We start from the raw sequence: 21,825 nt of genomic DNA, 5'->3' as shown, positions 1-21,825 counted from the left end.
TTATTGCCCCGCGAGCTTGGGGTTTACAGGTTGACCAGGTCTCACCTTTTGAATGCCGTTGGTGATCACAAGGTCTCCTTTTTTCAGCCCCTCAGAGACCACCACGAGGCCGTTAATCTGCTCGCGTATTGTGATGCGCTGCTGCTGCGCGACGTTGTCTTTGTCGACCATAATGACGAACGGCCCCTTCTGATCGATAAGCAGCGCCGCCTGCGGAACTGTAAGCACCGGCTGGGGATCTTTCTGACTTACGCTAATGTCGATCAACTGGTTATCAAAAAGCAGGCCATCAGGATTAGCGAACAGGGCTCGAGCGGTAACGCTATCGGTGCTCGCATCAGCAGCAGCGTCGAGATAGTCAATTTTGCCGGAGTGCTCGTAGGTGGTTCCATCTGTGAGAATGATGTTTACCTTGAGTTTGTCCGAAGAATCGAGACCTTGTTTCTTTCCCGCGAGCAAAACGGCTTGCGGCACGGGAAATGCCACACGGATCGGATCCATGGAGGTGACTGTTGCCAGTGTGCCGCTTTGCGCTGTGACGTAGGCCCCAAGCTGGTAGTTGCTTTTGCTGATGCGCCCTGTGACCGGAGCAGATATTTCCGCGTAGCTGAGATCTAGTTGAGCAAGGTCCAAATCGGCTTTGCGTAGCTCAAGTGTTGCCTCGGCTTCTTGTAATGTTGCGCGGGCCGTATCCAGCTCAGACACCGAGATGGTGTCTTTTTTTACCAGCGTTTCTTTCCGTGAAAAATCAACCTTAGCGAGATCTACTTGTGCTTGGGCCGCATCCACACTGGCCTTGGCGCGATCAACGGCAAATTTATAGGGTGCTTTCTGGATCGTATAGAGCAGATCCCCCTCTTTAACGAGCTGCCCTTCCTTAAAGCTTACCTTGTCGAGAAACCCCCCAACGCGTGCAATCAGCTCGACCCTGTTCAGCGCTTCAGTGCGCCCAGCGAACTTTTTTGCAGAGTCGATGGTTTGCATTGAAGCTGCTTCAACAATTACAGCTGGCGGGGGCACCTTGGCAGCGGCATCTTTCTCCTGTGCAACCGCACCCGAGCCCAAAAACAACGCCAATACAAATGGGGTAATGCGCTGGCATATCGTTATCATTCGTTGCTTCTCCGCGCTAGAGCACCGGTTTTGCATTCGATCCTAGAAGCCGGAGGTAACTAATTGTGTAATGGTGATCTATGAATTCTAGGGGGTTTATTGGCTATTTCGGTGCGGCTTTGTTATCTGTCGATGCGATTTGCTAGATTGGAATGCAAATCAATTTGCGCTTGCCTTGGCGTGGCTTACCTTGCCAAAGAGCGGTGATTTGAAAAAACTGGAATTGGGAACGTAGCATGCAATTGGAAGAACAAGGGTGGCGCACATCACTTCGACGGCTGTATTTTGGCGCGGATGAGCCGGGCCAGCACTGGCGCATAGCATTGCTATTATTTGACCTTGTTACGGTTTGCTATTTCCTTGTCAGCTCTCTCATCGACCTGCCTCGATCTTTCATCGTCGTGGATTATGTTATCGGCGCGATATTGCTTTGTGACTTGCTGGCAAGACTAATCATAAGCATTCGCCCATTGCGGGCATTGCTTAGCTTCCACATACTAATTGATGTTCTGGTAATTATCTCTTTATTCGCAGCGCTTTACATAGAGAACCTTGGCTTTTTGCGCGTTGTAAGGATGCTGCGCCTGCTGCGCTCTTACCATGTTCTCAAAGAGCTGCGGGAGCATTTCAAGTGGTTCAAGCGACACGAGGACATTATCTCGTCTTCAATGAACCTGCTTGTGTTTATCTTCGTGGTAAGTGCGGTTGTCTTTGTCTTGGAAGTCCATGTAAATCCGAGCATTAACAACTTCTTTGATGCGCTGTATTTCACTGTGACCACACTGACAACGACCGGTTATGGCGATATCACGATGACCGATAGCGTCGGCCGACTGCTGACAATCTTGATCATGGTGTTTGGGGTAGCTTTGTTCTTGCGCTTGGTGCAGACGATTTTCCGCCCACAAAAGATCAAGGTTACCTGTAAGACGTGCGGGTTAAAACGCCACGATCCGGATGCGGTGCATTGCAAGCATTGCGGGGCAACAATCCATATTCCCAATGAGGGGGATACACTTTAATGAATCAAGTTATCTGATCATCTCAAGCAGCTGGTCGAGCGAATGAAACACGCGCTCAGTTGGCGCGGTATTCTTGGGTTGATCGACAAGGTAGAGAGGTAGAGAGAGGTGGCGTGCTGCGGCAATCTTGTTGTAACCTGCGCTACCACCACTGTTTTTTGCCAGAACAGCATCGACCCGCAAGGATCTCAGCAAGTGGATCTCATCTTCGACACGCGTGCGCGGCTTCTCGATTATCACTTGGCATGTGTCGGATACCTTGGCTTCCAACTCGGCATCAAGTGCCCGAACGACCCAGAAAACGTCTGGTCTTGATGAGAGGCGCGCAGCTTCCTTGCTGCCAATGGCAGAAAAGACACGCGCGCCTGCCGGTAAAGCTGCGATGGCTTGCGATAGATCAGCGAACTGGTACCAAGTATCTGCGTTGCTTGGCTGCCAAGGTGGACGGGTTAGCCTTAGGTACTCAACATCGCTGGCTTCACAGGCATGACGTGCATTGGCGGTTATTTGCGTGGCAAAGGGGTGCGTTGCATCGATCAGCGTGGTTATCTGATGCTCTTGCAGATATTTCTTTAACCCCACAACGCCACCAAAACCGCCGCTGCGCGCTGTTACAGCCAGCGGGAGTGGAGCTTTTGTAGCCCCTGCTAGCGAGGCGGTTGTTTCGACATTGTCACATAGTGCGAGGCGGTCGATTAGCTCTCTCGCTTCCTTTGTACCTCCAAGGACTAGGAGTTTTTTGCTCACACTCCCTCCTTACGGCAAGGGGCTGAACCAAGCTGTTTCCCTTGTCTGTCAAATACGAAGACTTCTACCTGTACAGGTGCACCTCTAAGAATTTTTTGGCTGGCTTCCTTTGCACTCTCGGCGATTTCATCCCCCAGATTATAGCCAAGCTCTACCGCTTGGTCGCTAATTTGCTTCACCGTGTTAGCCTGTGCGGCCTGTGCGGCAAGCTCAGCTGGGGCACTGCGCTGCGTTAAAAAATTCGAGAGCGCTTTGAAATCCACTTGTGAGCGGGCGGAATGCAGATCCATCGCCCCTTGGGCCAGCTTGAGGAGTTTGGCAGGACCACCTGCCAAGGTCAGACGGGGAACAGGGTGCGCCCGCAGGTATTTGAGTAGTCCACCTGCGAAGTCACCCATATCCAGATAGGCGTGTTCTGCCATATCCGGATAGACTTGCCGCAAGGCGTCTTCGGATGTTGCTCCAGTGGCCGCAAGCACGTGTTGTATGCCACTTGCCCGCGCGACATCAACCCCGCGATGAATAGAGGCAATCCATGACGCGCAGGAGAATGGCCTCACAACACCTGTTGTGCCCAAAACGGATAGCCCGCCGACGATACCCAGCCGCGGGTTCATGGTTTTGAGTGCAAGCGCCGCACCGCCTGCGATGCTGATTGTAACCTTCACATCTAATGGGGCATCGGGGCCAATCACATCTCGCAGTGCTTGTTCGATGATCTTTCGCGGCATCGGATTGATCGCGGGTTCTCCAACAGGGATAGGCAACCCGGGCCGTGTGACCCTCCCTACCCCTTCGCCTGCGCAAAACTGCAAGCCACTGCCCGCTGGCAAAAGATCCACCCGCGCAGACACATGAGCGCCGTGGGTCACGTCAGGATCATCGCCTGCATCTTTCACTATGGTTGCCTCAGCCCATAGCGGGCTCTCCCCCTCCCCGGCCAGCTCGCTGCATAACGGGAAAAACGGTTCATCACCGCGCGGCAAACATATGGAAACAGGATCAGAAAATTCGCCATGCCGCAGCCGAGTGAAGGCAGATTTGGCTGCGGCGGCGGCACAGGCGCCCGTTGTCCAGCCACTGCGCAGAGCTGAGGACGCATTGCCGCGCTCTTCCATTTGCTTTTGCCTGTTTGAACTCATGAATTTGTTATAGCGCAGGCAGGTAAAAAACCTAGATGCAAACCATAGGAAAGATTGGAATTCCTTAGGTTTATCGGATGTGATGACTTGGCGATGCTGCTTGGAACCGGTAAAGTCTCTCTATGGAATTTGAAGATGCTTTTCCCCTTTCCGATTACAGCTTACCTACGCTAGACGCTGGGTGGGTGTGGCTGGCTGGTGCTGGCCCCGGCGATCCGGGCTTAATGTCTGTGCATGCGTTAAATGGCCTGCGACAAGCCGAGGTTATTATTTACGACGCACTGGTAGATGAGCGCATTTTAGGCTGGGCTTCAAGCGCTGCCACGCTTGAATATGCTGGAAAGCGCGGCGGCAAACCTTCGCCCAAGCAGCGCTCCATTTCTCTGCGGCTGGTGGAGCTGGCCAAGCAGGGCAAAAAGGTCTTGCGGCTCAAAGGCGGAGATCCATTTGTCTTTGGCCGTGGCGGGGAGGAAGCGCTGGCCCTTGTGGAGGCAGAGGTGCCTTTTCGCATTATCCCGGGCATTACCGCTGGTATCGGCGGCCTTAGTTATGCCGGTATTCCCTCCACGCATCGCGGTATCAATCAGGCTGTTACGTTCTTGACCGGACACGATCAAAACGGCCTCACGCCCGATGCGCTAAATTGGGAAGCGCTGGCGCAGGGCTCCCCCGTTTTGGTGATGTATATGGCGATGAAGCATCTTGCCACCATACGGGATAAACTGTTGGCAGGCGGGCGGCGCCCAAAAGAAGCAATGGCCTTTGTTTGTAATGCTTCTTTGCCATCACAAACGGTGCTGGAAACAACATTGGGCCGGTGCGTGGAAGACACCAAAGCAGCAGGTATTTGCCCGCCAGCGATTGTGGTTGTCGGCGAAGTGGTGCGTTTGCGCAATGGCCTTGACTGGCTGGGAGCCCTCCACGGGCGCAAGCTTGAGGCCAATCCTCTTGCGCAACCTCCTGCAGATGCGCCAGCTGAGGCGGCACAATGATGCCTGCAAAAGGGCTGATGATCGCCGCGCCTTCATCTGGCGCCGGAAAAACAACTGTAACACTCGCCTTGTTGCGCGCCTTACGTAATGAGGGTTACTGCGTCCGCTCGGCAAAATCGGGCCCAGATTACATAGACCCTGCATTTCACTCAGCGGCCAGCGGTGCGGCATGCATTAATCTGGATGCCTATGCGATGGACGGCGCACAAATCCAGTCCCTTTCTCGCCAACACTGCAAGGGTGCGGATGTTTTCCTGCTAGAGGCGGCAATGGGGCTGTTTGACGGGGCTGCCAATGGCGGCGGCTCCAGCGCCGATCTTGCTGCATTGCTAGGCCTGCCAGTTCTGCTCGTTATCGATTGCCAGAAGCAAGCTCAGTCCGTCGCTGCCCTTGTGCATGGGTTTGCAAGCTATCGCGCGGATGTGCGGATAGCCGGCGTCCTACTCAACCGCGTTGCCTCGCCAAAACACGAAGCCATGCTGCGCATGGCCCTTGCGCCCCTCGCCATACCTATTGTTGGAGTAATTTACCGTGATTCAGAGCTCGGCCTGCCTAAGCGCCATTTGGGGCTGGTGCAAGCGGGAGAGCACGCCAACCTTGAGGCTTTTTTAGAAAATGCTGCCAAGAAGATAACCCAGCAAGTTGATTTACAGGGGCTTTTTGGCACCAGCCGCCCGCTGGCGCAAGCACCAGTCCCGGCCGGGGCTAACGGGATATTGCGCCCATTGGGACAACGGATTGCAATTGCGCGTGATGTTGCCTTTGCCTTTTGTTATCCGCATGTGCTGCGGAGCTGGCAGCAACAGGGGGCGGAGCTCTCTTTCTTCTCCCCTCTTGCGAATGAAGCCCCCAATATAGCTGCCGATGCTGTCTTTTTACCCGGCGGCTATCCTGAGCTGCATGCCGGTCAACTGGCCGGTGCCCATGTTTTTCGGCAGGGTATGAAGCGGGCTGCCGAGCAAGGAGTGGTGGTCTATGGTGAATGCGGCGGGTATATGTGTCTTGGCGATACGCTTGTTGACAAGGATGGCCACGCCCATGCGATGCTGGGGTTATTGCCCCTGCAAACCAGTTTCCAGCAGCGCAAACTGCATTTAGGCTATCGGCAATTACACCTCTGCGCCAATAACTTCCTGCCATGGAAGAGGGCGCTTATGGCCCACGAGTTTCATTATGCCAGCACTGTGGGCACTGGCAATGCCCCAGCTCTATTCACTGCACAAGATGCCACTGGCGCACACCTTGCAGACATGGGCTTGCAACGCGGTCGCGTTGCCGGCTCTTTTGCGCATGTAATATGCGAAAAGACGCGAAAAATGTGAGGGGCGGAACGCCCCTCGCCGCTTACTTTCCCCTTTACAGCGCTGGCTTAGGCTGTAGCTTTTTTCTTCGGGCGCAGCACATGCACATGCTGCGCATCATAAAGCGCGCTGTCGCGAAATTCTTGCCCAGCCTTTAAGGCAGGACCGACGAAGATCAACGCTGTCCGTGTAATCTTCTTCGCTTTGACCTTGTCTTTTATGGTTGCCAATGTGCCATGAATGAACTGTTCATCGGGCCAGCCCACACGGTAGGCAACAATCACGGGGCACTGCTCGCCGTATAGCGGCGCAAGTTGCCGGTGAATTTCGCCCAGATTGCGCACAGAAAGGTGAATGGCCAGCGTGGCGCCGGATTTACCCAGTGTAGTAAGATCTTCCCCCTCCGGCATTTTTGAGGATTGCATCGCTGTACGCGTCACAATAATTGTCTGCGCGACTTCCGGTATGGTAAGCTCGGTCTTTAACGCGGCGGCTGCAGCAGCAAACGCTGGTACACCCGGCGTGACATCATAGGGTATTCCCAAAGCATCCAGTCGGCGCATTTGCTCAGCTGTGGCACCATAGATTGACGGGTCGCCAGAGTGAACCCGTGCGACATCCTCGCCTTTTTCATGGGCTGCGACAATTTCATCAATAATCTCATCCAGCGTCATCGGCGCGGTGTCGACAACACGGGCACCTTCCGGCGCTGCTGCAACTATCGCCTCAGGCACGAGCGAGCCAGCATAAAGGCATACAGGACAGGATTTGATCAGGTTTAGGCCACGAACGGTGATCAGATCTGGATCTCCAGGTCCAGCCCCAATGAAGTGTACGGTCATAATTTGGCTTCTTCCTTTGTCTGTTCCTGCTCCAGTTGGGCATCTATTTTTTTTGCGTAACCCCGCGGGGTGTAGACAAAACAGCCGTTACCGCCAGTTTTTGATTGTGAGCTGCCAACGAGCACAGTGGTCAGCATATCCACTTGATCAACCTCTAAAGCGCCTAGGCAGGTAATAGTGAGCTTTTCCTGTGGCCGACCGATATTACTGCCAAGGACAACAGGCGTTTCAGCGGGGCGATACTCCAGCAACTTATCTCTAGCCCATGCCAATTGCGTGCGCCGGCGCATGGAGACTGGGTTGTAAAAACCGATGGTGAAATCACCTTGGGCAGCGCCTGTCACACGCTGCTGAATTGTCTCCCACGGGGTTAGCAGGTCTGAAAGCGAGATCGCGCAGAAATCGTGTCCCAGTGGCGCGCCGATGCGGTTTGAAAGTGCCACCATAGCTGACACACCTGGCGAAGAAGCTACCTCGATACGGCGAGCCGCATCGCTCACACCGCCATTGTTCTCATCGCGGTCCAACAGCTCGTAAACAAGCGCTCCCATTGCGTAGATACCGCTGTCGCCCGAGCAGACCAGAGCCACATTGCGCCCCGTTGCTGCACGTTCCAGAGCAAAGCGGACCCGCTCCTCCTCAGCACCTAAAGGGAATGCATGGCGTTGTTTTCCTTTGATGAGCGGCGCTACCAAATCCAGATAAAGGCCGTAGCCAACGACTTCATCGGCCGCGCTGAGCCACTGTGAGGCCTCTGGCGTACGCCAATCATCACGCCCCGGACCAATGCCCACAACATGCAAGCGGCCACGGGCGCGACCAATACTGTTGCTGCTGATCGGCGTTTGACAGGAGGCAATCGCAATTGTCGCATTTGCGGTTTTTTGCTTTGGCAAAACCAAATGCCCATTTGTACCGACAGCGGCAAGCGCAGCGCCTTCACTCACGCCGTGGCAACCAACCTCAGCGAAAACCACATCGGATGGGTTTTGTAAGCGCGAGGCTTGCTTTTCCAGTTCTACCGCTGAAAACACACGCAGGGGAATGCCATATTTCTGCGAGAGCCCGTTAAAGGCCGTTTCATCAGCTTTCAGATCAATCGACGTAAAGGCTGCCACAGCGCCGATGGCTATGTTTGCTCGCTCAAGTGCGCTAAGCAGCAGGGCTTCCACTTCCTCCAAAGGGCAGCCGCGCGCACAACCAAGACCAACAATATGGGTTTTGGGGTGAATAATCAGCTCACCGTCCGCCGCGGTTTTCGCTTGTGGTGTCACTGTGAGCTGCTGCGACCCACTGTCGCTGATTGGTAGATCGCTGCCAACAAGCCAGCCAGCTTCCCCATTGATTTTCAACTGCTCTCCAGCAAGCAGCGCCGCCATCACAGGCTTTGCAGCTTGCGGATTGCCTATGCTGTAGCCCTCTGGCACTTCATCCAGCGCCGCAGAAAAGGCTGTATCTCCTGCGGTGGTAATTGCCGCTGTACCGTCCAATGCTTCCGCAAGTTGTTTTGCTAGACGATTGGCACCATGGTGACCACCCAGCAGTGGCACAACGGCAGAGCCATCCTCGGAAACAGCCAAAACGGGGGGCTCGCTCTGTTTGTCACTTAGCAGCGGCGCAAGCGCGCGGATGATAATCCCCGCTGCACAAACCCCGATAATAGGCCGGCCGGCCTCAAACAAGCCGCGCATATGCTCTGCTGTGTTGGAAAAGGTCAGATCATACTCTGCCCCACTCTCGCCTTCGCGCAAGAATCCGTGAATAAGTGCGGCGTCCAGCTCCTGCGCTATTTTGCGCGCGGTTTGGAGGGCGACGGGCGAGACAACTAGGATTGCCGGGGCAGTTGCCATGGCTCTTCTCCCTTGTAGATAAGAATAACTGAGAAATAAGGCGCTTTTTCCGCCTTTAGGTCTGCTAACGGCATTACCCGCATATTTGGCAGGCTTGCCCGCTCGACATAACCTGCTGTGTGCAGAAGATCCATTTCAGCCAGCAGCGCTTTTAAACGTGGCAGGTGGCGGCCAACTTTCATAATGGCGACCGCTTCTGCGGCCTCGATCAACGGACGGATTCGCGCGTTTTCCAGTGGCCCGGGCACAATGGTAAGAACATCATTGCGCGCAGCCAGCGGACGGCCAAGCGCGGCTGCACAAGCTGGCACAGAAGAGACGCCGGGCACAACTTCGCAGGGGAAGTCGGCGGCCAAACGCTCATAAAGATACATAAAGGAGCCGAACAGGAATGGGTCTCCCTCGCACAGCACCACAACATCTTTGCCTTCGACCAGATGAGATGCGATGATTTTTGCGGCTCTATCGTAAACCTCTATGGCTGGAAAACGGTCTGTCCGCATGGGCATTTCCATGGGAATTTCTTCAGTGCCAGCGCCAATGGCCTGCGCCGCAATTTCGCGGGCAAAGCTGGGCACACCAGTAGCGGCTGGATAGGCAATCACCGGAGCTGCGGCGATAAGGCGGTGGGCTTTGAGCGTCATCAGCTCCGGATCACCCGGGCCAAGGCCAACGCCATACAAGGTCCCTATCATTGTTTGGTCCAATTCCATTGTGTCACTGTCATCAGCGGGCGCCAGCCGGTGAGTGTTCCAACTGGGCTTGCCCGCGAGACTGCAAGGCGGCTCAACTCGCCGCCATATTTTTGATAGGCGCTTAGCAAGATGGCCTCCCCCTCAAGAGTTACCGCATTGGCGACGAGACGGCCCGATGGCTTCAGCCGTGCGCTACACGTCTCGATCATCTGCGGTGCTGTAAGGCCACCACCAATGAAGATTGCGTCCGGCTCTGGCAAGGCGTCAAGGCCCTCTGGTGCGCGGGCCTCAAGCAAGTGTAGTTGCGGCACGCCCAGCGCCGCAGCGTTAGCCAACGCCCGGGCCCGGCGGGTTGTATCCGGCTCCAGCGCATAAGCGATGGTGCGCGGCGCGGCGCGCAACCACTCAATGGCGATTGAGCCGCACCCTGCCCCCACATCCCAAAGGGTTTGCCCGGGCAATGGGCGCAGTTTTGCCAAGGTAACCGCGCGGGTTTCTTGCTTGGTCAACTTGCCATCATGATTGAAGGCGGTATCCGGCAGGCCCGGCGTACGACCATAGCAAGGCGTAAAGGCGCCTGCCTCCAGCTCCACTGCGACAATGTTCAGATCTGCCACATTTGCTGTAAAATGCTCAGCCAGATCTGAATGTAGATTTTCCTTTGGCCCGCCCAGATGCTCCAACACTGTCAAGCGTGAGCGGCCATACCCTTCATCAACCAGCAGATCTGCGATTTGCGCGGGGCTTTCGCCATTTGCTGTCAGCAGCAAGAGCTTGCCGCCGGGGTAAAGCGCGGCCCGTAAAGCATCTAAGGGGCGGCCATGCACGGAAAGACAGTCAACCTCTTGCAGGCCCCAGCCCAGCTTGGCTGATGCTAGCGAAAACGCGGAGGAATGCGGCAGGCACAGCATTTCTTCAGCCGGAATATGCCGGGATAATGTCGCACCAATACCAAACCACTGCGGGTCACCTGTTGCCAGAACCACCACCGGAGAGCCGCGCCGTTTTCCAAGCGCCTCTATGCCTGCTTTAAAGGGCGAGGGCCAAGGATGTTGTGCCGCCTTGGTGTTGCCAATCAACTGGAAGTGACGGGCTGCACCGTAGATATGCTGTGCATTTTCTAACGCAGCACGGGCAACATTGGAGAGGCCAGCGGGACCATCCTCGCCAATGCCTACGATGGTTAGCCATGGTGTAGGCAGGTTGGGTGCAGGCAGGTTGGCCATTAGCCCTGTTCCTTTCTCGGTTGCTCTTCTGGCAGACCCGCGGCCATGGCATTTACCGCAGCTGCGGCTATGGCAGAGCCACCGCGCCGTCCTAAAAGCGTGAGATAGGGCAGCCCCAAGCTGTTTGCCGCCAAAGCAGCTTTTGATTCTGCCGCACCGACAAAGCCCACAGGAAACCCGAGAATGGCAGCGGGGCGCGGGCCGCCACGTGCGACCAATTCCATTAGATAGAACAGAGCCGTTGGCGCATTCCCAATGGCCACAACAGCGCCTTCCAACCGCTCGTGCCACAGCTCAACAGCCGCCGCCGAGCGCGTATTGCCGATGCGGGATGCAATGTGCGGTACATCCGGCATATTCAAGCTGCAAAACACCTCGTTTTGCGCTGGCAGATACCTTCGGATGATGCCATGAGCAACCATCTCCACATCACACAACACAGGCGCGCCCTGACGTAAGGCAGCATGGGCAGTGGCAACCACGCCGGAGCTGAAGCGCAGATCCGCTGGCAGGTCTGTCATGCCACAAGCATGGATCAGACGAATGGCAACCGGATGCAGATCCGCTGGCAGGTGATCCATGTTGGCCTCCTGCCGGACAATCTGAAAGGATGCCTCGTAGATCGCTTTTGGATCACGGATGTATTGATAGTTCTCGCCGCTGGTATCGCTCACGAGGGCCTCTTTGTCCGATGCTCTTTCAACATCGAGCGTGGCCCGTGCGGGTGATCTGCATGTGGATACGGATGATGGTGATGGCCGTGGTCGTGATCATGGGCGCGATCGTGGTGGTGATGCCCGTGGGCATGGTCGTGACTATGCGTATGCTCGTGCGCGTGGTCATGGTGATGATGGCCCGAGACATCCTCTCCAAGCGCTGCTTTATCGCAAGCTCCTGAGCACGTGGTATCACACAGCTTGCATTCGGCTTCATCGCCGAGGCCTTCCACATGGTGGTGGTGGCTTTCTTGCGGCGAGCCGATTTCGTCTTCAAACCCCAACACCTGTTCGCGATATTTGCAGAGCTGGCAATTCATGTTGTTTTCGCCGCCGAGAATCTCAGCAAGGCGTTCTGCCATAGTATCGAGCACCAAGGGATGATCGTTCAGATAGCTTGCCTTGATGAATTCGATTTGTGGATGCGCCGCTGCCACTTCATCTGCAAAATTGTAGATACGCTGCACCAATACCCCGTTAAACAGGAAATACGGGAAAACGATGATGCGCTTGTAGCCTAGCTTTGCCGCATGCTCCAAGCCCGGCTGAACAAGCGGAAAAGTCACACCAGAATAGCAGGTTTCCGCCCAGCCAAAGCCCATGCCCTCCCAGATCAGCCGCGTGATTTTCGCAACATTGGAGTTTGCATCGGGATCTGATGCACCACGCCCGACCACCATAAGAAGCGTATCTTCATTGGCCACTTCGGTTGGCGCTGCATCTATGGCTTCTTGAATACGGGCGCTGGCAGCACGCACCATGCGCGTGTCAACAGCCAGTTCTCGGCCGTAGTCGATAGTGATTTCGGGATGCTTGGCCTGATAGGTGTTCAGCACAGACGGGATATCGTTTTTCGCGTGGCCAGCAGCGAACAGCATGCCCGGCACAGCCAAAATACGCGTGCACCCCTGAGCGCGTAGCTCATCCAGCCCGGAATGGATCACAGGGTTGGCAAATTCCAGATAACCGTAGTCTACCGGCACATGAGGGAAACGGGCACGCATGCCCTCTGACAAGCGCGCAAATTCGCTCACAGCACCTTTGTTTCGGCTGCCATGGCCACAAACCATGATGCCGATTTTTTCGTTATTCGCAGTGTATTCAGGGATCATTTAAACGGCCTCGGCTTCACCGGCTTCCGGTGTGGCTGCGGTGTCTTCTGCGGTTTCTTCTACTTCTTGTTGCTTGGTTTTTTTGCGCTCACGCGCAACAAGGCCAGCAAGAATGGCCGCACCTGCCAACGCAGCGGCACCGACCCAGTGGGCATGACCTGCCAATTCGCCAATATGGCCGCCATGGGCGAATGCCACCGTTGGCAGTGTAGTAAACACACAGCTCAAAAAAGCACGGGAAGAAAAGCTCATCAGTATCTCCGTTTGCAGCCAAAGAAGGACAGTTGCCCCACAAGGCGTGGCTATAAGAGACGTCTGGTGATTTTAAGAAAGGCCAATGCAAGGCAACGCGCATCAAGCGCAATCGCATATTGCTAGACAGCTCCAAATTAAGTCCCCGATTTGGGTCAACCGCTTTTAGAATCTCTTTCAGTCCATCACAGGACGCCGTCGAATTTCACCGCCACGCTATAGACAGAGCCTGACAAAGGCAAGCCGCGTTTTCTTGTTTTTTGGTTTAAGGCGTTTAGTGCCGTCTGTCGTGCCATAAAATCGCAAATACCTAGTTGATTTAAAGGGAAAAACCAGCAAAGCTTCGGTCAAAAGTAGCGTGGCCTGTGCTGCCAAAGGCGCACAGACCTGCCAGACAAGGAGGAAGCTGATGAAAACCGAGATTGTCCTTACCGCGGTGGCGGAAGACCGGCCGGGGCTCGTGGGCGAGATTTCCGCAGTTGTTGCTGCCCATGGAGGCAACTGGATTGACAGCGCTATGACGCGCCTTGGCGGCCAGTTTGCGGGGGTCGTGCGTGTTGGCGTTGCGCAGGAAAGTGCCGCGGCGCTCGAAGTAGCACTAAGTGCGCTGGATAAAAAAGGCATCAGCATCGGCCTGCATGCCCACGAAAACGAGAGCCAGCTTATCGGCTCTGTGGCCTCTCTTTCGCTCATAGGACAGGACCAACCGGGAATGATCTCGCAGGTTTCCGCCGTGTTGGGTGCGCACGGCGTCAGCATTGACAGGTTGGACTCTCTGGTGGAGCCGGGATCGATGAGCGGTGAACCGATGTTTAAGGCCACTGCACAGATCATCCTGCCAGAAACGCTCGACATGGATAAACTCCTCGAAGCTCTTGAGGAAATTGCCGGCGATCTCATGATCGAGATCGAGCAGGATGTAACAGAGGGTTAACGCCTCTTGCGCCTTAACGATCTTAAAGAGCAACGTGAAAACACGCTGGATTTCACGCTGCGGCTTTAGTAGGCTGGGGTGTTTTTTGTGCAAAACGAGGCACCCCCTATGCAACATTCTGCAACGCCCGTGGTAACAGCGGTTCGAGGCCATATTCTGCAGTTCGTCGGTTCTCCATTTTGCGAAGACCCGATGTCGGTTCTGCGCGATTACAGCGACGGGCTGGTGGTTATTCGTGACGGCAAGATTGCAGAGGTCGGAGACTATGCCTCGCTGCGAAGCGAGCTGCCCGAGGGTACGCAGATCGACGATCACTCCGGCAAATTTGTCATGGCTGGCTTTGTCGATTGCCATGTGCATTTTCCGCAGGTTGAAGTCATTGCCTCCTACGGCACTCAGCTCATCGAGTGGCTAAACAAGTACACCTTCCCTGCCGAAAGCAAGTTTGGCGACAAGGAGTATGCCCTTAAGGCTGCGGATGTTTTTCTTGCTGAAAGCTTCCGCAATGGCATAACCAGCTCTTCGGTTTATTGCACCATCCATCCTGAATCTGTTGACGCATTGTTTGAGCGGGCCGAGGTGGTGGGCGCACGTATGGTTGCTGGCAAGGTCATGATGGACCGCAACGCACCGGACACGCTGCGCGACACCGCTCAGAGCAGCTATGATGACAGCAAGGCGCTTTTGCAAAAATGGCATGGGCGGGGACGGGCGATCTATGCCATTACACCGCGTTTTGCGCCCACTTCGACACCTGAACAACTAGAAGCTGCGGGAAGCTTATGGCGCGAATTTCCCGAGGCGCGCTTACAAACGCACACCAGCGAGAACAAAAAAGAAATTGAGTGGGTGCGAGAACTTTACCCGAATTCGCAGGACTATGTCGGGGTTTATGAGGATTTTGGATTGCTTGGCAAGGGCTGCGTACTGGGCCATGGCATCTACCTCAGTGAGCGGGAAAAGCAGGTGATTAGCGAAAGCGGCACAGCAGTGGCGCATTGCCCAACGTCTAACACGTTTATTGGATCCGGGCTGTTTGACGTTGATGGCTCGCAGCGCGGCGCGCACCCTTTCCGCACCGGTTTGGCGACCGATGTGGGCGGAGGCTCCTCCTTCTCCATGCTTGCCACCATGCGCAGCGCCTATGAAGTGGCGCAGTTGCGCGGCTATTCTCTCCATCCGGCGCAAGCCTATTACTTGGCGACGGTTGGCTCTGCGCAAACGCTGTATCTGGAAGACAAGATCGGCAACCTTCAGGCAGGTATGGAGGCTGATCTTGTGGTAATTGATCCGCGTTCGACGCCCCTTATTGCGCATCGGATGGCCTATGCCAATGATCTGATGGAGGCGCTGTTCATTCAAATGATCCTTGGGGATGATCGCGCCATATCGGCCACCTACGTGGCGGGGAATTGCGTGCATCAACGGGGATAGCGGGTTGCTACGGGAGCTGTTTTTTGGCGGTTTTACAATGCACCGCCCTGCCAGCGGGTGAGCGTGTGTTTGGGGTCTATCCCGAGGGAGTTGATGCCTCTGGCTGCCACTTCGGTGATCAATTGATCCAGCGAAGCTAGGCCAGCATAGAACGGCGGTACGGGCGGGCAAACAATTCCGCCCATGCGCGTTACCTTCAACATGGCTTCGATGTGGCCTTCATGGAGCGGTGCTTCGCGCGGTGCGATAACCAGCTTGCGCCGCTCTTTCAGCGCAACATCCGCTGCGCGGGTCAGCAGATTATCGGTCAGCGAATAGGCTATTGCCGAAAGCGAGCGCATAGAGCAAGGTGTCACAATCATTCCGCTGGTTTGGAATGAACCCGAGGCAATGGGGGCGAGCATATCCTGCGCATCGTAAGTATGCTCAGCCAGTTCGGACAGCATGGCAATGCCATGTGTGCCCAGCTCATGCGTGACGCTGGCATGGGCTCCGCCGGAGAACACTAGGTGCGTTTTCACCCCGAGATCTCGCAATATTTCCAGCGTTTTTAAGGCAAGGCATGCACCAGAGGCCCCGGTAACGCCAACAACGACAGGTGCCGCGGCCGGTTGCTCGCGGATTTGCGCTGGCAAGCCTGCTTGCGGCACTGAAACATCGGAACGGCTCACTGGCTTTCCCCTTCATCAAGGCTCTGGTGTGGTTTTGACCCGCTTTTAGGTACCGAGGCGGCCAGCCCTTGCGGGAACAACTCATCCCAGCGCGCCTCGACAGATTTGGTCAACTCTTCTGGCATGCGTAGCACCTGTGGCCATTCTCGCGTGGTTTCCACGCCGATTTTCGTCGTGGCGTCAATTCCAAGCTTACCGCCCAAACCCTCAACAGGAGATGAAAAATCAAGTGTGTCAACGCTGGTACGATCCAGAATGACAAGATCGCGCGAGGGGTCCATGCGGGTTGCAACAGCCCACATAACATCCGACCAGCTGCGGCAGTTTATGTCTTCATCTACCGCTATGATCAGCTTTGTCATGGTAAACTGTGGCAAGAGAGACCACATGGCCATCATGGCGCGGCGAGCCTGACCGGCATAACTCTTTTTAAGCTGCAAGACGGCAATGCGATAGGAACATGCCTCTGGAGGCAACCAGAGGTCTAGCACTTCGGGGATTTGCTGTTTCAGCAAGGGTAGGAAGACATCATTCATGCTTTGCGAGAGGACGGCGGGTTCGTCTGGCGCGCGGCCGGTAAACGTACTCATGTAAAGCGGGTCCTTTTTCGCGCTGATGCGGGTGAGGCGGTAAACGGGATAGGGCTCAACGCCGTTGTAATAGCCTGTGTGATCGCCGAACGGGCCTTCCGGCGCGGTTTCCTTTGGTTCGGCATAGCCTTCCAGAACAATTTCAGCTGATGCGGGCACATGTAGCGGCAGCGTTTTGCAAGGCATAAGCTTGGGCCTGCTGCCAGAAAGTAGACCGGAGATCATCAACTCACTTACATCCGAGGGCGTTGGAATAACCGCGGAGAGGATGGTGGCCGGATCAGCACCAATGACAACAGCGACGGGCATTTTCTCGCCCCGCGCCGTCCATAGGCGATGGTGTGCGGCCCCGCCCCGCATGGCCAGCCAACGCAGAATTGCCGTTTCCTTGCCTGTCACCTGCAGGCGGTAGATGCCCAGATTATAGAGGCGTGGATCATCTGGCCCCGGCGGGCGGGTAATGACGATGCCCCACGTGATGAGAGGTGCTGCGTCTTCTGGCCAACAGGTCTGAACGGGCAATTGCGATAAATCCAGCGGGAGATCATGCAGCGTATTGCTGGCGCGCTTTCGGGGGCGAGAGGCCAGAGCGGCTTTTGCCAGCGGCAAGGCCTCAAGCAAGCCGCGCAGCCCTTGGGGCGGTTTGGGCGCACGCAAGAAGGCCATCAGCTCACCCAGTTTGCCAAAATCTTCCGGCGCGCACCCTAGCCCGGCAGCGACACGACTTTGCGTGCCGAAAACATTTGTTAGTAGCGGCATTACCGCTTTGTGTCCTGCGCGGTTCTGTGGGTTTTGAAAAAGCAAAGCGGGGCCTTGGCGCTCTATCACCTGCCGGTGGATTTCCGTCGCCTCCAGATGCGTGCTGACCGGAGCCGCCACCTCGACAAGATCGCCGCGCGCTGCCATAGCGCTCGTGAAGGCTTGTAGCGTGGGGAAACGGGATTCACTGCGGCGGTACATATCGAATTGTTTTATCCACTTATGCTCACGAGAGGCTGAGGGGTATTGCGTAGACACTTTTAGAAAGGAGCCAGACGCGTGCTGGCATTTTGCTGTTTTATTCGTTTGCAGGGAGTTTGCTGTTTCGTCGTTGACCTTCGTCAATGTTCGTCTCTGCGGGGCTTACTAACACAAAGAGCGTACCGCATTCTCAAGGAGGCCGCGCATGAGCGAGCTGCCGCGCCGAGGGGAGTTCCCCCTTACCCTACAAAAAGCACTGGGCTTCTTGCCTGCCCCGCCGCTTGGCTTTGTGCTGACGAAAGCCGTGCGGCTTCTGGCGCGACGTCGACCAGACCTGTTTGAGCGGCTGGACCAATACAAGCGGGCGCATTTTGTCATTGATCCGGTTGATTTGCCGCATGTGTTTAAACTGGTCCCCAATGGCGTGCATGCGAGCGTTGAGTTGCTACCACGTGCCAAAGCCCCACAGGGCGCTGCCAGCATTCGAGGCCCGTTGGTTGTGCTGCTTGGTCTTGTGGATGGCACGTATGATGGCGATGCGATGTTCTTCTCGCGTGATCTGGTGATCGAGGGTGACACGGATGCAGTGTTGGCGCTGCGGAACACCATGGAAGAAGCCGATTTAACACCTGCAGAGCTGATGGGCCTAAGCGGCGCCTTGCAAACCTATGCCGATAAGGCGGCAAATGCCTCGCTGCGTTCGCTGCGGCGTTTGCTCAATGCGCCGCAGGCCGGTTGACGCGCTGCGCTCTTTCAGGCGCGCAGCTGTCTTGTTCGTTTTGCCCTAATCCTAGGAAGTCCCATGTCCTTGCAAATGACCAATACCCCGAAAACAATGGAGCTGGTGTGCCCCGCAGGAACGCCTGCTGCCTTAAAAGCTGCCGTTGATGCTGGGGCCCACACCGTTTACTGCGGGTTTCGCAATGAAACCAACGCACGCAACTTCCCCGGCTTGAATTTTTCGGTGCGCGAACTGCGAGAGGGGGTGCGCTATGCGCATCAACGCGGCACCAACGTGCTGGTAGCGGTTAACACCTTTGCGCGGGCGGGTGATGTGGGCATCTGGACAAAAGCTGTCGATGATATCGCAGCTTGCGGGGCTGATGCGATTATTGCCGCTGATCTGGCCGTGCTTGACTACGCACTCAAACACCATCCACAAATCCGGCTGCACCTATCCGTGCAAGCAGCGGCAGCGACGCCCGAGGCGATCAACTTTTATGCTGAAACCTTTGGTGTGCAACGTGTGGTGTTGCCGCGGGTTATGTCGGTCGAGGAGATCGAAAAGCTAAATGCCGAGATCGACGTGGAGACAGAGGTTTTCGTGTTTGGCGGACTGTGCGTGATGACAGAAGGGCGGTGCTCGCTGTCATCTTATGCGACCGGGAAATCCCCTAATCTTACTGGGGTTTGCTCGCCTCCGGGAGATGTTTCCTACGATGAGGAGGGTGACAAGCTGTTTGCCCGGCTGGGCGGCTTTACTATTGATGGGTTTAACGCTGGTGAAAGCGCTGGTTACCCAACCCTTTGCAAGGGGCGGTTTAACGCCAATGACGAGACTTCCTATCTCTTTGAAGACCCAGTGAGCCTGAACGCTGCCGCCCTCCTACCAAGGCTGAAGAAGGCCGGGATTACCGCCCTCAAAATTGAAGGGCGCCAGAGAGGCAAGGCCTACATATCGCAGGTGGTTAAAGCCTTCAGGCAAGCGGTGGATGTGCTGGATGCCGGCGGCAATGCAGAGGCCGAAGTTTCTGCCATGCTGAGTGCGATGACAGAGGGTGGGCGCGAGACCACCGGTGCCTATAAAAAGATCTGGAGATAATCATGAGCGCCATAGAACTTGCCCTCGGCCCGTCTTTTTTTAACTGGTCTGCCGAGTATCTGCATGATTTTTATGCCCGAGTTGCTGATGAAGCGCCGGTGAGCCGTGTCTATATCGGTGAGGTGATCTGCGGGAAGCGCATGCCGTTTAACGACAAAGCATGGCCGCAAGTGATCGAACGTTTGGAGCGCGGTGGAAAGCAGGTGGTGCTTTCGACAATTGCGCTGCCTGTGACCAAGCGTGACCGCAACTCTATCGCCGATTTGTGCGAAATGGACATGCTGGTCGAGGTGAACGATGTGGCCGCGCTTGCCAAGCGTGCGGGCAAGCCATTTGCCGTTGGGCCATTCTTTAACGTCTATAACGAGGGCGCGGCGCAAACTTTGATTGACCGCGGCATGGAGAGCCTGTGCCCGCCTGTGGAGTTGCCGCTAAGCTCTCTTGCCACTATTGCCAAGGCATGTCCGCAGATCACGACGGAATTGTTTGCCTTTGGCCGTCTACCGCTTGCGGTCTCGGGGCGATGCTACCATGCGCGGGCGCATAAGCTACACAAAGATAGCTGCCAGTTTATCTGCGATCGTGATCTGGATGGCATGGATGTGGACACGCTGGACAACCAGCAATTTCTGGCTGCCAATGGCATTCAAACTCTTTCCCATAGTGTCCAAGCGCTGACTATGGCTGCCGATGAGCTTCGGGCCAATGGGGTCGGGCGCCTACGGCTGTCACCCCATAGCATTGACATGGTGAAAGTCAGCGAGGATTACGCGGCGATGCTGGCTGATCGCATCAACAGCGAGGAGCTGGAGGCGCGCCTGCGCAGCTTGCCTCTACCGGGGGCGTTAGCGAATGGCTATGTGGGCGGCAAGCCGGGCCATTTGTGGGCTGATTAATGATTGAGGGCGCGGTGTACGCGCCCTTTTCACAAACTAAGCTGCAGGCTGCTAAGCAAACTCGCTCTGTTGCAGGTAAAGCGATAACAGCTCGAACTGGTCTTGCAGATGGCGCAAGTGCAGCTCTGCGGCATGTTCGGCTTCTCTGTTGCGAATTGCCAAATAGATCTGCTCCAACTGCTTTGGCTGGTACAAGGGCCGGCTCATTGCGGTGGCAAACTGCAAATGCAGGCGGTGACTCTGATCGCGCAAACTTGTCAGAATGCGCAGCATTCGAGAGTTACCCGCGATTTGCGGTATATGCTCGTGGAAGTGGCGATCTGCCAAGGTCCAAGAAAGCATATTATGCAGCTCGATGGCCGATTGCATCTGCTTGATTGCTTGGCTTAGCTCTTCCAGCTGCTCTGATTCTTGCCAGTTTAGCGCTGCCTGACGAACAGCAACGGTTTCCAGATTGAAAAATAATTCAAAAAGCTCTTTCAAGTCTTGCTGGGAGATCGGCAACACCGTCATGCCGTGGCGGGCGCGCACTTGGACAAGCCCGTCGCGCTGCAACAGGAGCATGGCCTCTCGAACCGGAGTGCGGCTCATTCCCAAATGTTCCGCCGCTTCGCGCTCAAGCATCTGAGTGCCGGATGCAATCTCGTTAGAGAGGATAGCGACTTTTAGCTTCTTATAGGCGAGTGCCGTATTTGACGATTGATTATGCATCGGCGTATATCACTGGTTAGTTATACGTTTAACCTACACCTGCTAAGTGCATCTGTCGAGGCGGGATCCCGCAGAACCTTCTCAAGCGGTTTTGTTTTCAGGCATAAAAACTAAACAAAACCGGAGATTTCCTGCAAGCGGTATATTACGCGCACGCCAATGATAGCCTATACGACTTTCGTCGATGCATGAAAGATCACTTGGTCCGCGGTACCTTTTGGGCGGACCAAGTGTTCTACATATCAGGCCTTGCCTAGCTCTTTGGCGTGCAACCAATCAGCGTGTTTTGGGGCTTTTTTGGTGCGGCTCCATTCTTCCAGCATCTCCCACTTAACGGCATCAAGGCGCTTTAGTTTTTCCTCTTCTGCCGGATCCGGGCAAGCAAGCTCGACACGATGGCCGTTTGGATCGAAGAAATAAATGCTATGGAAAATAGAGTGATCGGTGACACCGAGCACATCGATGCCATTGCCCTCCAGCTTTTCCTTAAAGCCTATTAAAGTTTCCCGGTCTTTCACTTTAAAAGCGATATGCTGCACCCATTCTGGTGTGTTGGGGTCCTTGCCCATCTCCGGTTTGGTTGGCAGCTCAAAGAAAGCCAGTACATTGCCATGTCCCGCATCCAAGAAGAGGTGCATATACGGATCTGGTTCATGGGTTGAGGGTACACGGTCCTCAGCGATGGCGAGGATGAAATCCATGTTCAGGTTCTTCGTGTACCACTCTACGGTTTCTTTTGCGTCTTTGCAGCGATAGGCCACATGGTGAATTTGTTCCACTTTCATGTCATCGTCCTC

The 21,825-nt window shown here is 55.5% G+C and carries 22 protein-coding genes; 8 read left to right on the top strand and 14 right to left on the bottom strand.

The annotated features are described in order from the left end of the window. Positions 1–1,113: an efflux RND transporter periplasmic adaptor subunit gene (locus AYK82_RS04090; RefSeq protein WP_068311631.1), complete on the bottom strand. Its 1,113-nt coding sequence runs from the start codon at positions 1,111–1,113 to the stop codon at positions 1–3. A gap of 236 nt (positions 1,114–1,349) precedes the next feature. Here AYK82_RS04090 and AYK82_RS04085 point away from each other — a divergent pair, with 236 nt between their 5' ends. Beyond that, positions 1,350–2,135 carry a potassium channel family protein gene (locus tag AYK82_RS04085; RefSeq protein ID WP_068311629.1) on the top strand — a complete coding sequence of 262 codons (786 nt, stop codon included), beginning with the start codon at positions 1,350–1,352 and terminating at the stop codon, positions 2,133–2,135. A 9-nt stretch (positions 2,136–2,144) separates the two neighbouring features. Here the strand turns inward: AYK82_RS04085 and cobK are convergent, their stop codons facing one another. Further along, complete coding sequence (cobK, locus tag AYK82_RS04080) at positions 2,145–2,882, bottom strand: precorrin-6A reductase (RefSeq protein ID WP_068311627.1); 738 nt, start codon at positions 2,880–2,882, stop codon at positions 2,145–2,147. Continuing rightward, positions 2,879–4,024: a cobalt-precorrin-5B (C(1))-methyltransferase gene (locus tag AYK82_RS04075; protein ID WP_244265710.1), complete on the bottom strand. Its 1,146-nt coding sequence runs from the start codon at positions 4,022–4,024 to the stop codon at positions 2,879–2,881. The genes cobK and AYK82_RS04075 overlap by 4 nt, the downstream gene beginning before the upstream one ends. A gap of 122 nt (positions 4,025–4,146) precedes the next feature. On the opposite strand from AYK82_RS04075, the gene cobA reads away from it, so the two are divergent. Both cobA and AYK82_RS04065 read left to right on the top strand, forming a co-directional pair. After that, positions 4,147–5,016, top strand: coding sequence for a uroporphyrinogen-III C-methyltransferase (gene cobA / locus AYK82_RS04070; protein ID WP_068311623.1), 870 nt, complete (start codon positions 4,147–4,149; stop codon positions 5,014–5,016). Continuing rightward, positions 5,013–6,338 carry a cobyrinic acid a,c-diamide synthase CobB gene (locus AYK82_RS04065; protein ID WP_068311621.1) on the top strand — a complete coding sequence of 442 codons (1,326 nt, stop codon included), beginning with the start codon at positions 5,013–5,015 and terminating at the stop codon, positions 6,336–6,338. Before cobA ends, AYK82_RS04065 begins: the two co-directional genes overlap by 4 nt. A 47-nt stretch (positions 6,339–6,385) precedes the next feature. Here the strand turns inward: AYK82_RS04065 and cobM are convergent, their stop codons facing one another. Genes cobM through AYK82_RS04030 form a run of 7 tightly spaced genes read right to left on the bottom strand, consistent with a single transcriptional unit; the run spans position 6,386 to position 13,010 of the window. Further along, positions 6,386–7,159 (bottom strand): precorrin-4 C(11)-methyltransferase, encoded by a 774-nt coding sequence (cobM, locus tag AYK82_RS04060; RefSeq protein ID WP_068311619.1) that lies wholly within the window; start codon positions 7,157–7,159, stop codon positions 6,386–6,388. Then, positions 7,156–9,009 carry a precorrin-3B C(17)-methyltransferase gene (gene cobJ / locus AYK82_RS04055; protein WP_068311617.1) on the bottom strand — a complete coding sequence of 618 codons (1,854 nt, stop codon included), beginning with the start codon at positions 9,007–9,009 and terminating at the stop codon, positions 7,156–7,158. Before cobJ ends, cobM begins: the two co-directional genes overlap by 4 nt. Then, positions 8,985–9,704, bottom strand: a complete 720-nt coding sequence (gene cobI, locus AYK82_RS04050; RefSeq protein ID WP_172795181.1) for a precorrin-2 C(20)-methyltransferase — start codon at positions 9,702–9,704, stop codon at positions 8,985–8,987. Before cobI ends, cobJ begins: the two co-directional genes overlap by 25 nt. Further along, positions 9,701–10,930 carry a bifunctional cobalt-precorrin-7 (C(5))-methyltransferase/cobalt-precorrin-6B (C(15))-methyltransferase gene (locus tag AYK82_RS04045; RefSeq protein ID WP_068311612.1) on the bottom strand — a complete coding sequence of 410 codons (1,230 nt, stop codon included), beginning with the start codon at positions 10,928–10,930 and terminating at the stop codon, positions 9,701–9,703. The genes cobI and AYK82_RS04045 overlap by 4 nt, the downstream gene beginning before the upstream one ends. Continuing rightward, positions 10,930–11,604: a precorrin-8X methylmutase gene (locus AYK82_RS04040; protein WP_068311610.1), complete on the bottom strand. Its 675-nt coding sequence runs from the start codon at positions 11,602–11,604 to the stop codon at positions 10,930–10,932. Before AYK82_RS04040 ends, AYK82_RS04045 begins: the two co-directional genes overlap by 1 nt. Next, complete coding sequence (locus AYK82_RS04035; protein ID WP_068311608.1) at positions 11,601–12,758, bottom strand: sirohydrochlorin chelatase; 1,158 nt, start codon at positions 12,756–12,758, stop codon at positions 11,601–11,603. Before AYK82_RS04035 ends, AYK82_RS04040 begins: the two co-directional genes overlap by 4 nt. Beyond that, positions 12,759–13,010 (bottom strand): DUF6732 family protein, encoded by a 252-nt coding sequence (locus AYK82_RS04030; RefSeq protein ID WP_068311606.1) that lies wholly within the window; start codon positions 13,008–13,010, stop codon positions 12,759–12,761. Between the two features lie 409 nt (positions 13,011–13,419). Between AYK82_RS04030 and AYK82_RS04025 the strand changes: the two genes are divergently transcribed. Both AYK82_RS04025 and guaD read left to right on the top strand, forming a co-directional pair. Beyond that, complete coding sequence (locus AYK82_RS04025) at positions 13,420–13,944, top strand: glycine cleavage system transcriptional repressor (protein WP_068311604.1); 525 nt, start codon at positions 13,420–13,422, stop codon at positions 13,942–13,944. Positions 13,945–14,052: 108 nt separating this feature from the next. Beyond that, positions 14,053–15,378, top strand: coding sequence for a guanine deaminase (gene guaD, locus AYK82_RS04020; protein WP_068311602.1), 1,326 nt, complete (start codon positions 14,053–14,055; stop codon positions 15,376–15,378). Positions 15,379–15,410: 32 nt separating this feature from the next. Here the strand turns inward: guaD and AYK82_RS04015 are convergent, their stop codons facing one another. Both AYK82_RS04015 and AYK82_RS04010 read right to left on the bottom strand, forming a co-directional pair. Beyond that, on the bottom strand, positions 15,411–16,001 hold the full coding sequence (locus AYK82_RS04015) for a UbiX family flavin prenyltransferase (protein WP_068312017.1): 591 nt from the start codon (positions 15,999–16,001) through the stop codon (positions 15,411–15,413). 44 nt (positions 16,002–16,045) lie between these two features. Continuing rightward, on the bottom strand, positions 16,046–17,599 hold the full coding sequence (locus AYK82_RS04010; protein WP_068311600.1) for a UbiD family decarboxylase: 1,554 nt from the start codon (positions 17,597–17,599) through the stop codon (positions 16,046–16,048). Positions 17,600–17,804: 205 nt separating this feature from the next. On the opposite strand from AYK82_RS04010, the gene ubiT reads away from it, so the two are divergent. From ubiT to ubiV, 3 genes are all read left to right on the top strand, one after another. Beyond that, positions 17,805–18,338, top strand: coding sequence for a ubiquinone anaerobic biosynthesis accessory factor UbiT (gene ubiT / locus AYK82_RS04005; RefSeq protein ID WP_068311598.1), 534 nt, complete (start codon positions 17,805–17,807; stop codon positions 18,336–18,338). 96 nt (positions 18,339–18,434) lie between these two features. Further along, complete coding sequence (gene ubiU, locus AYK82_RS04000) at positions 18,435–19,421, top strand: ubiquinone anaerobic biosynthesis protein UbiU (protein WP_172795186.1); 987 nt, start codon at positions 18,435–18,437, stop codon at positions 19,419–19,421. 2 nt (positions 19,422–19,423) lie between these two features. Beyond that, positions 19,424–20,317 carry a ubiquinone anaerobic biosynthesis protein UbiV gene (gene ubiV, locus AYK82_RS03995; RefSeq protein ID WP_068311595.1) on the top strand — a complete coding sequence of 298 codons (894 nt, stop codon included), beginning with the start codon at positions 19,424–19,426 and terminating at the stop codon, positions 20,315–20,317. A 51-nt stretch (positions 20,318–20,368) separates the two neighbouring features. On the opposite strand, the gene AYK82_RS03990 is transcribed toward ubiV, so the two are convergent. Beyond that, positions 20,369–21,028: a GntR family transcriptional regulator gene (locus AYK82_RS03990; RefSeq protein WP_082733720.1), complete on the bottom strand. Its 660-nt coding sequence runs from the start codon at positions 21,026–21,028 to the stop codon at positions 20,369–20,371. A gap of 242 nt (positions 21,029–21,270) precedes the next feature. Then, positions 21,271–21,813: a VOC family protein gene (locus AYK82_RS03985; RefSeq protein WP_068311592.1), complete on the bottom strand. Its 543-nt coding sequence runs from the start codon at positions 21,811–21,813 to the stop codon at positions 21,271–21,273. Positions 21,814–21,825: the final 12 nt, after the last annotated feature.

The organism is Polycladidibacter hongkongensis (genome assembly GCF_001561995.1).
Lineage (GTDB): Bacteria > Pseudomonadota > Alphaproteobacteria > Rhizobiales > Stappiaceae > Pseudovibrio > Pseudovibrio hongkongensis.
Note: the sequence above shows the minus strand (reverse complement) of the source record. Positions and strands in the feature narration are given on the sequence as shown.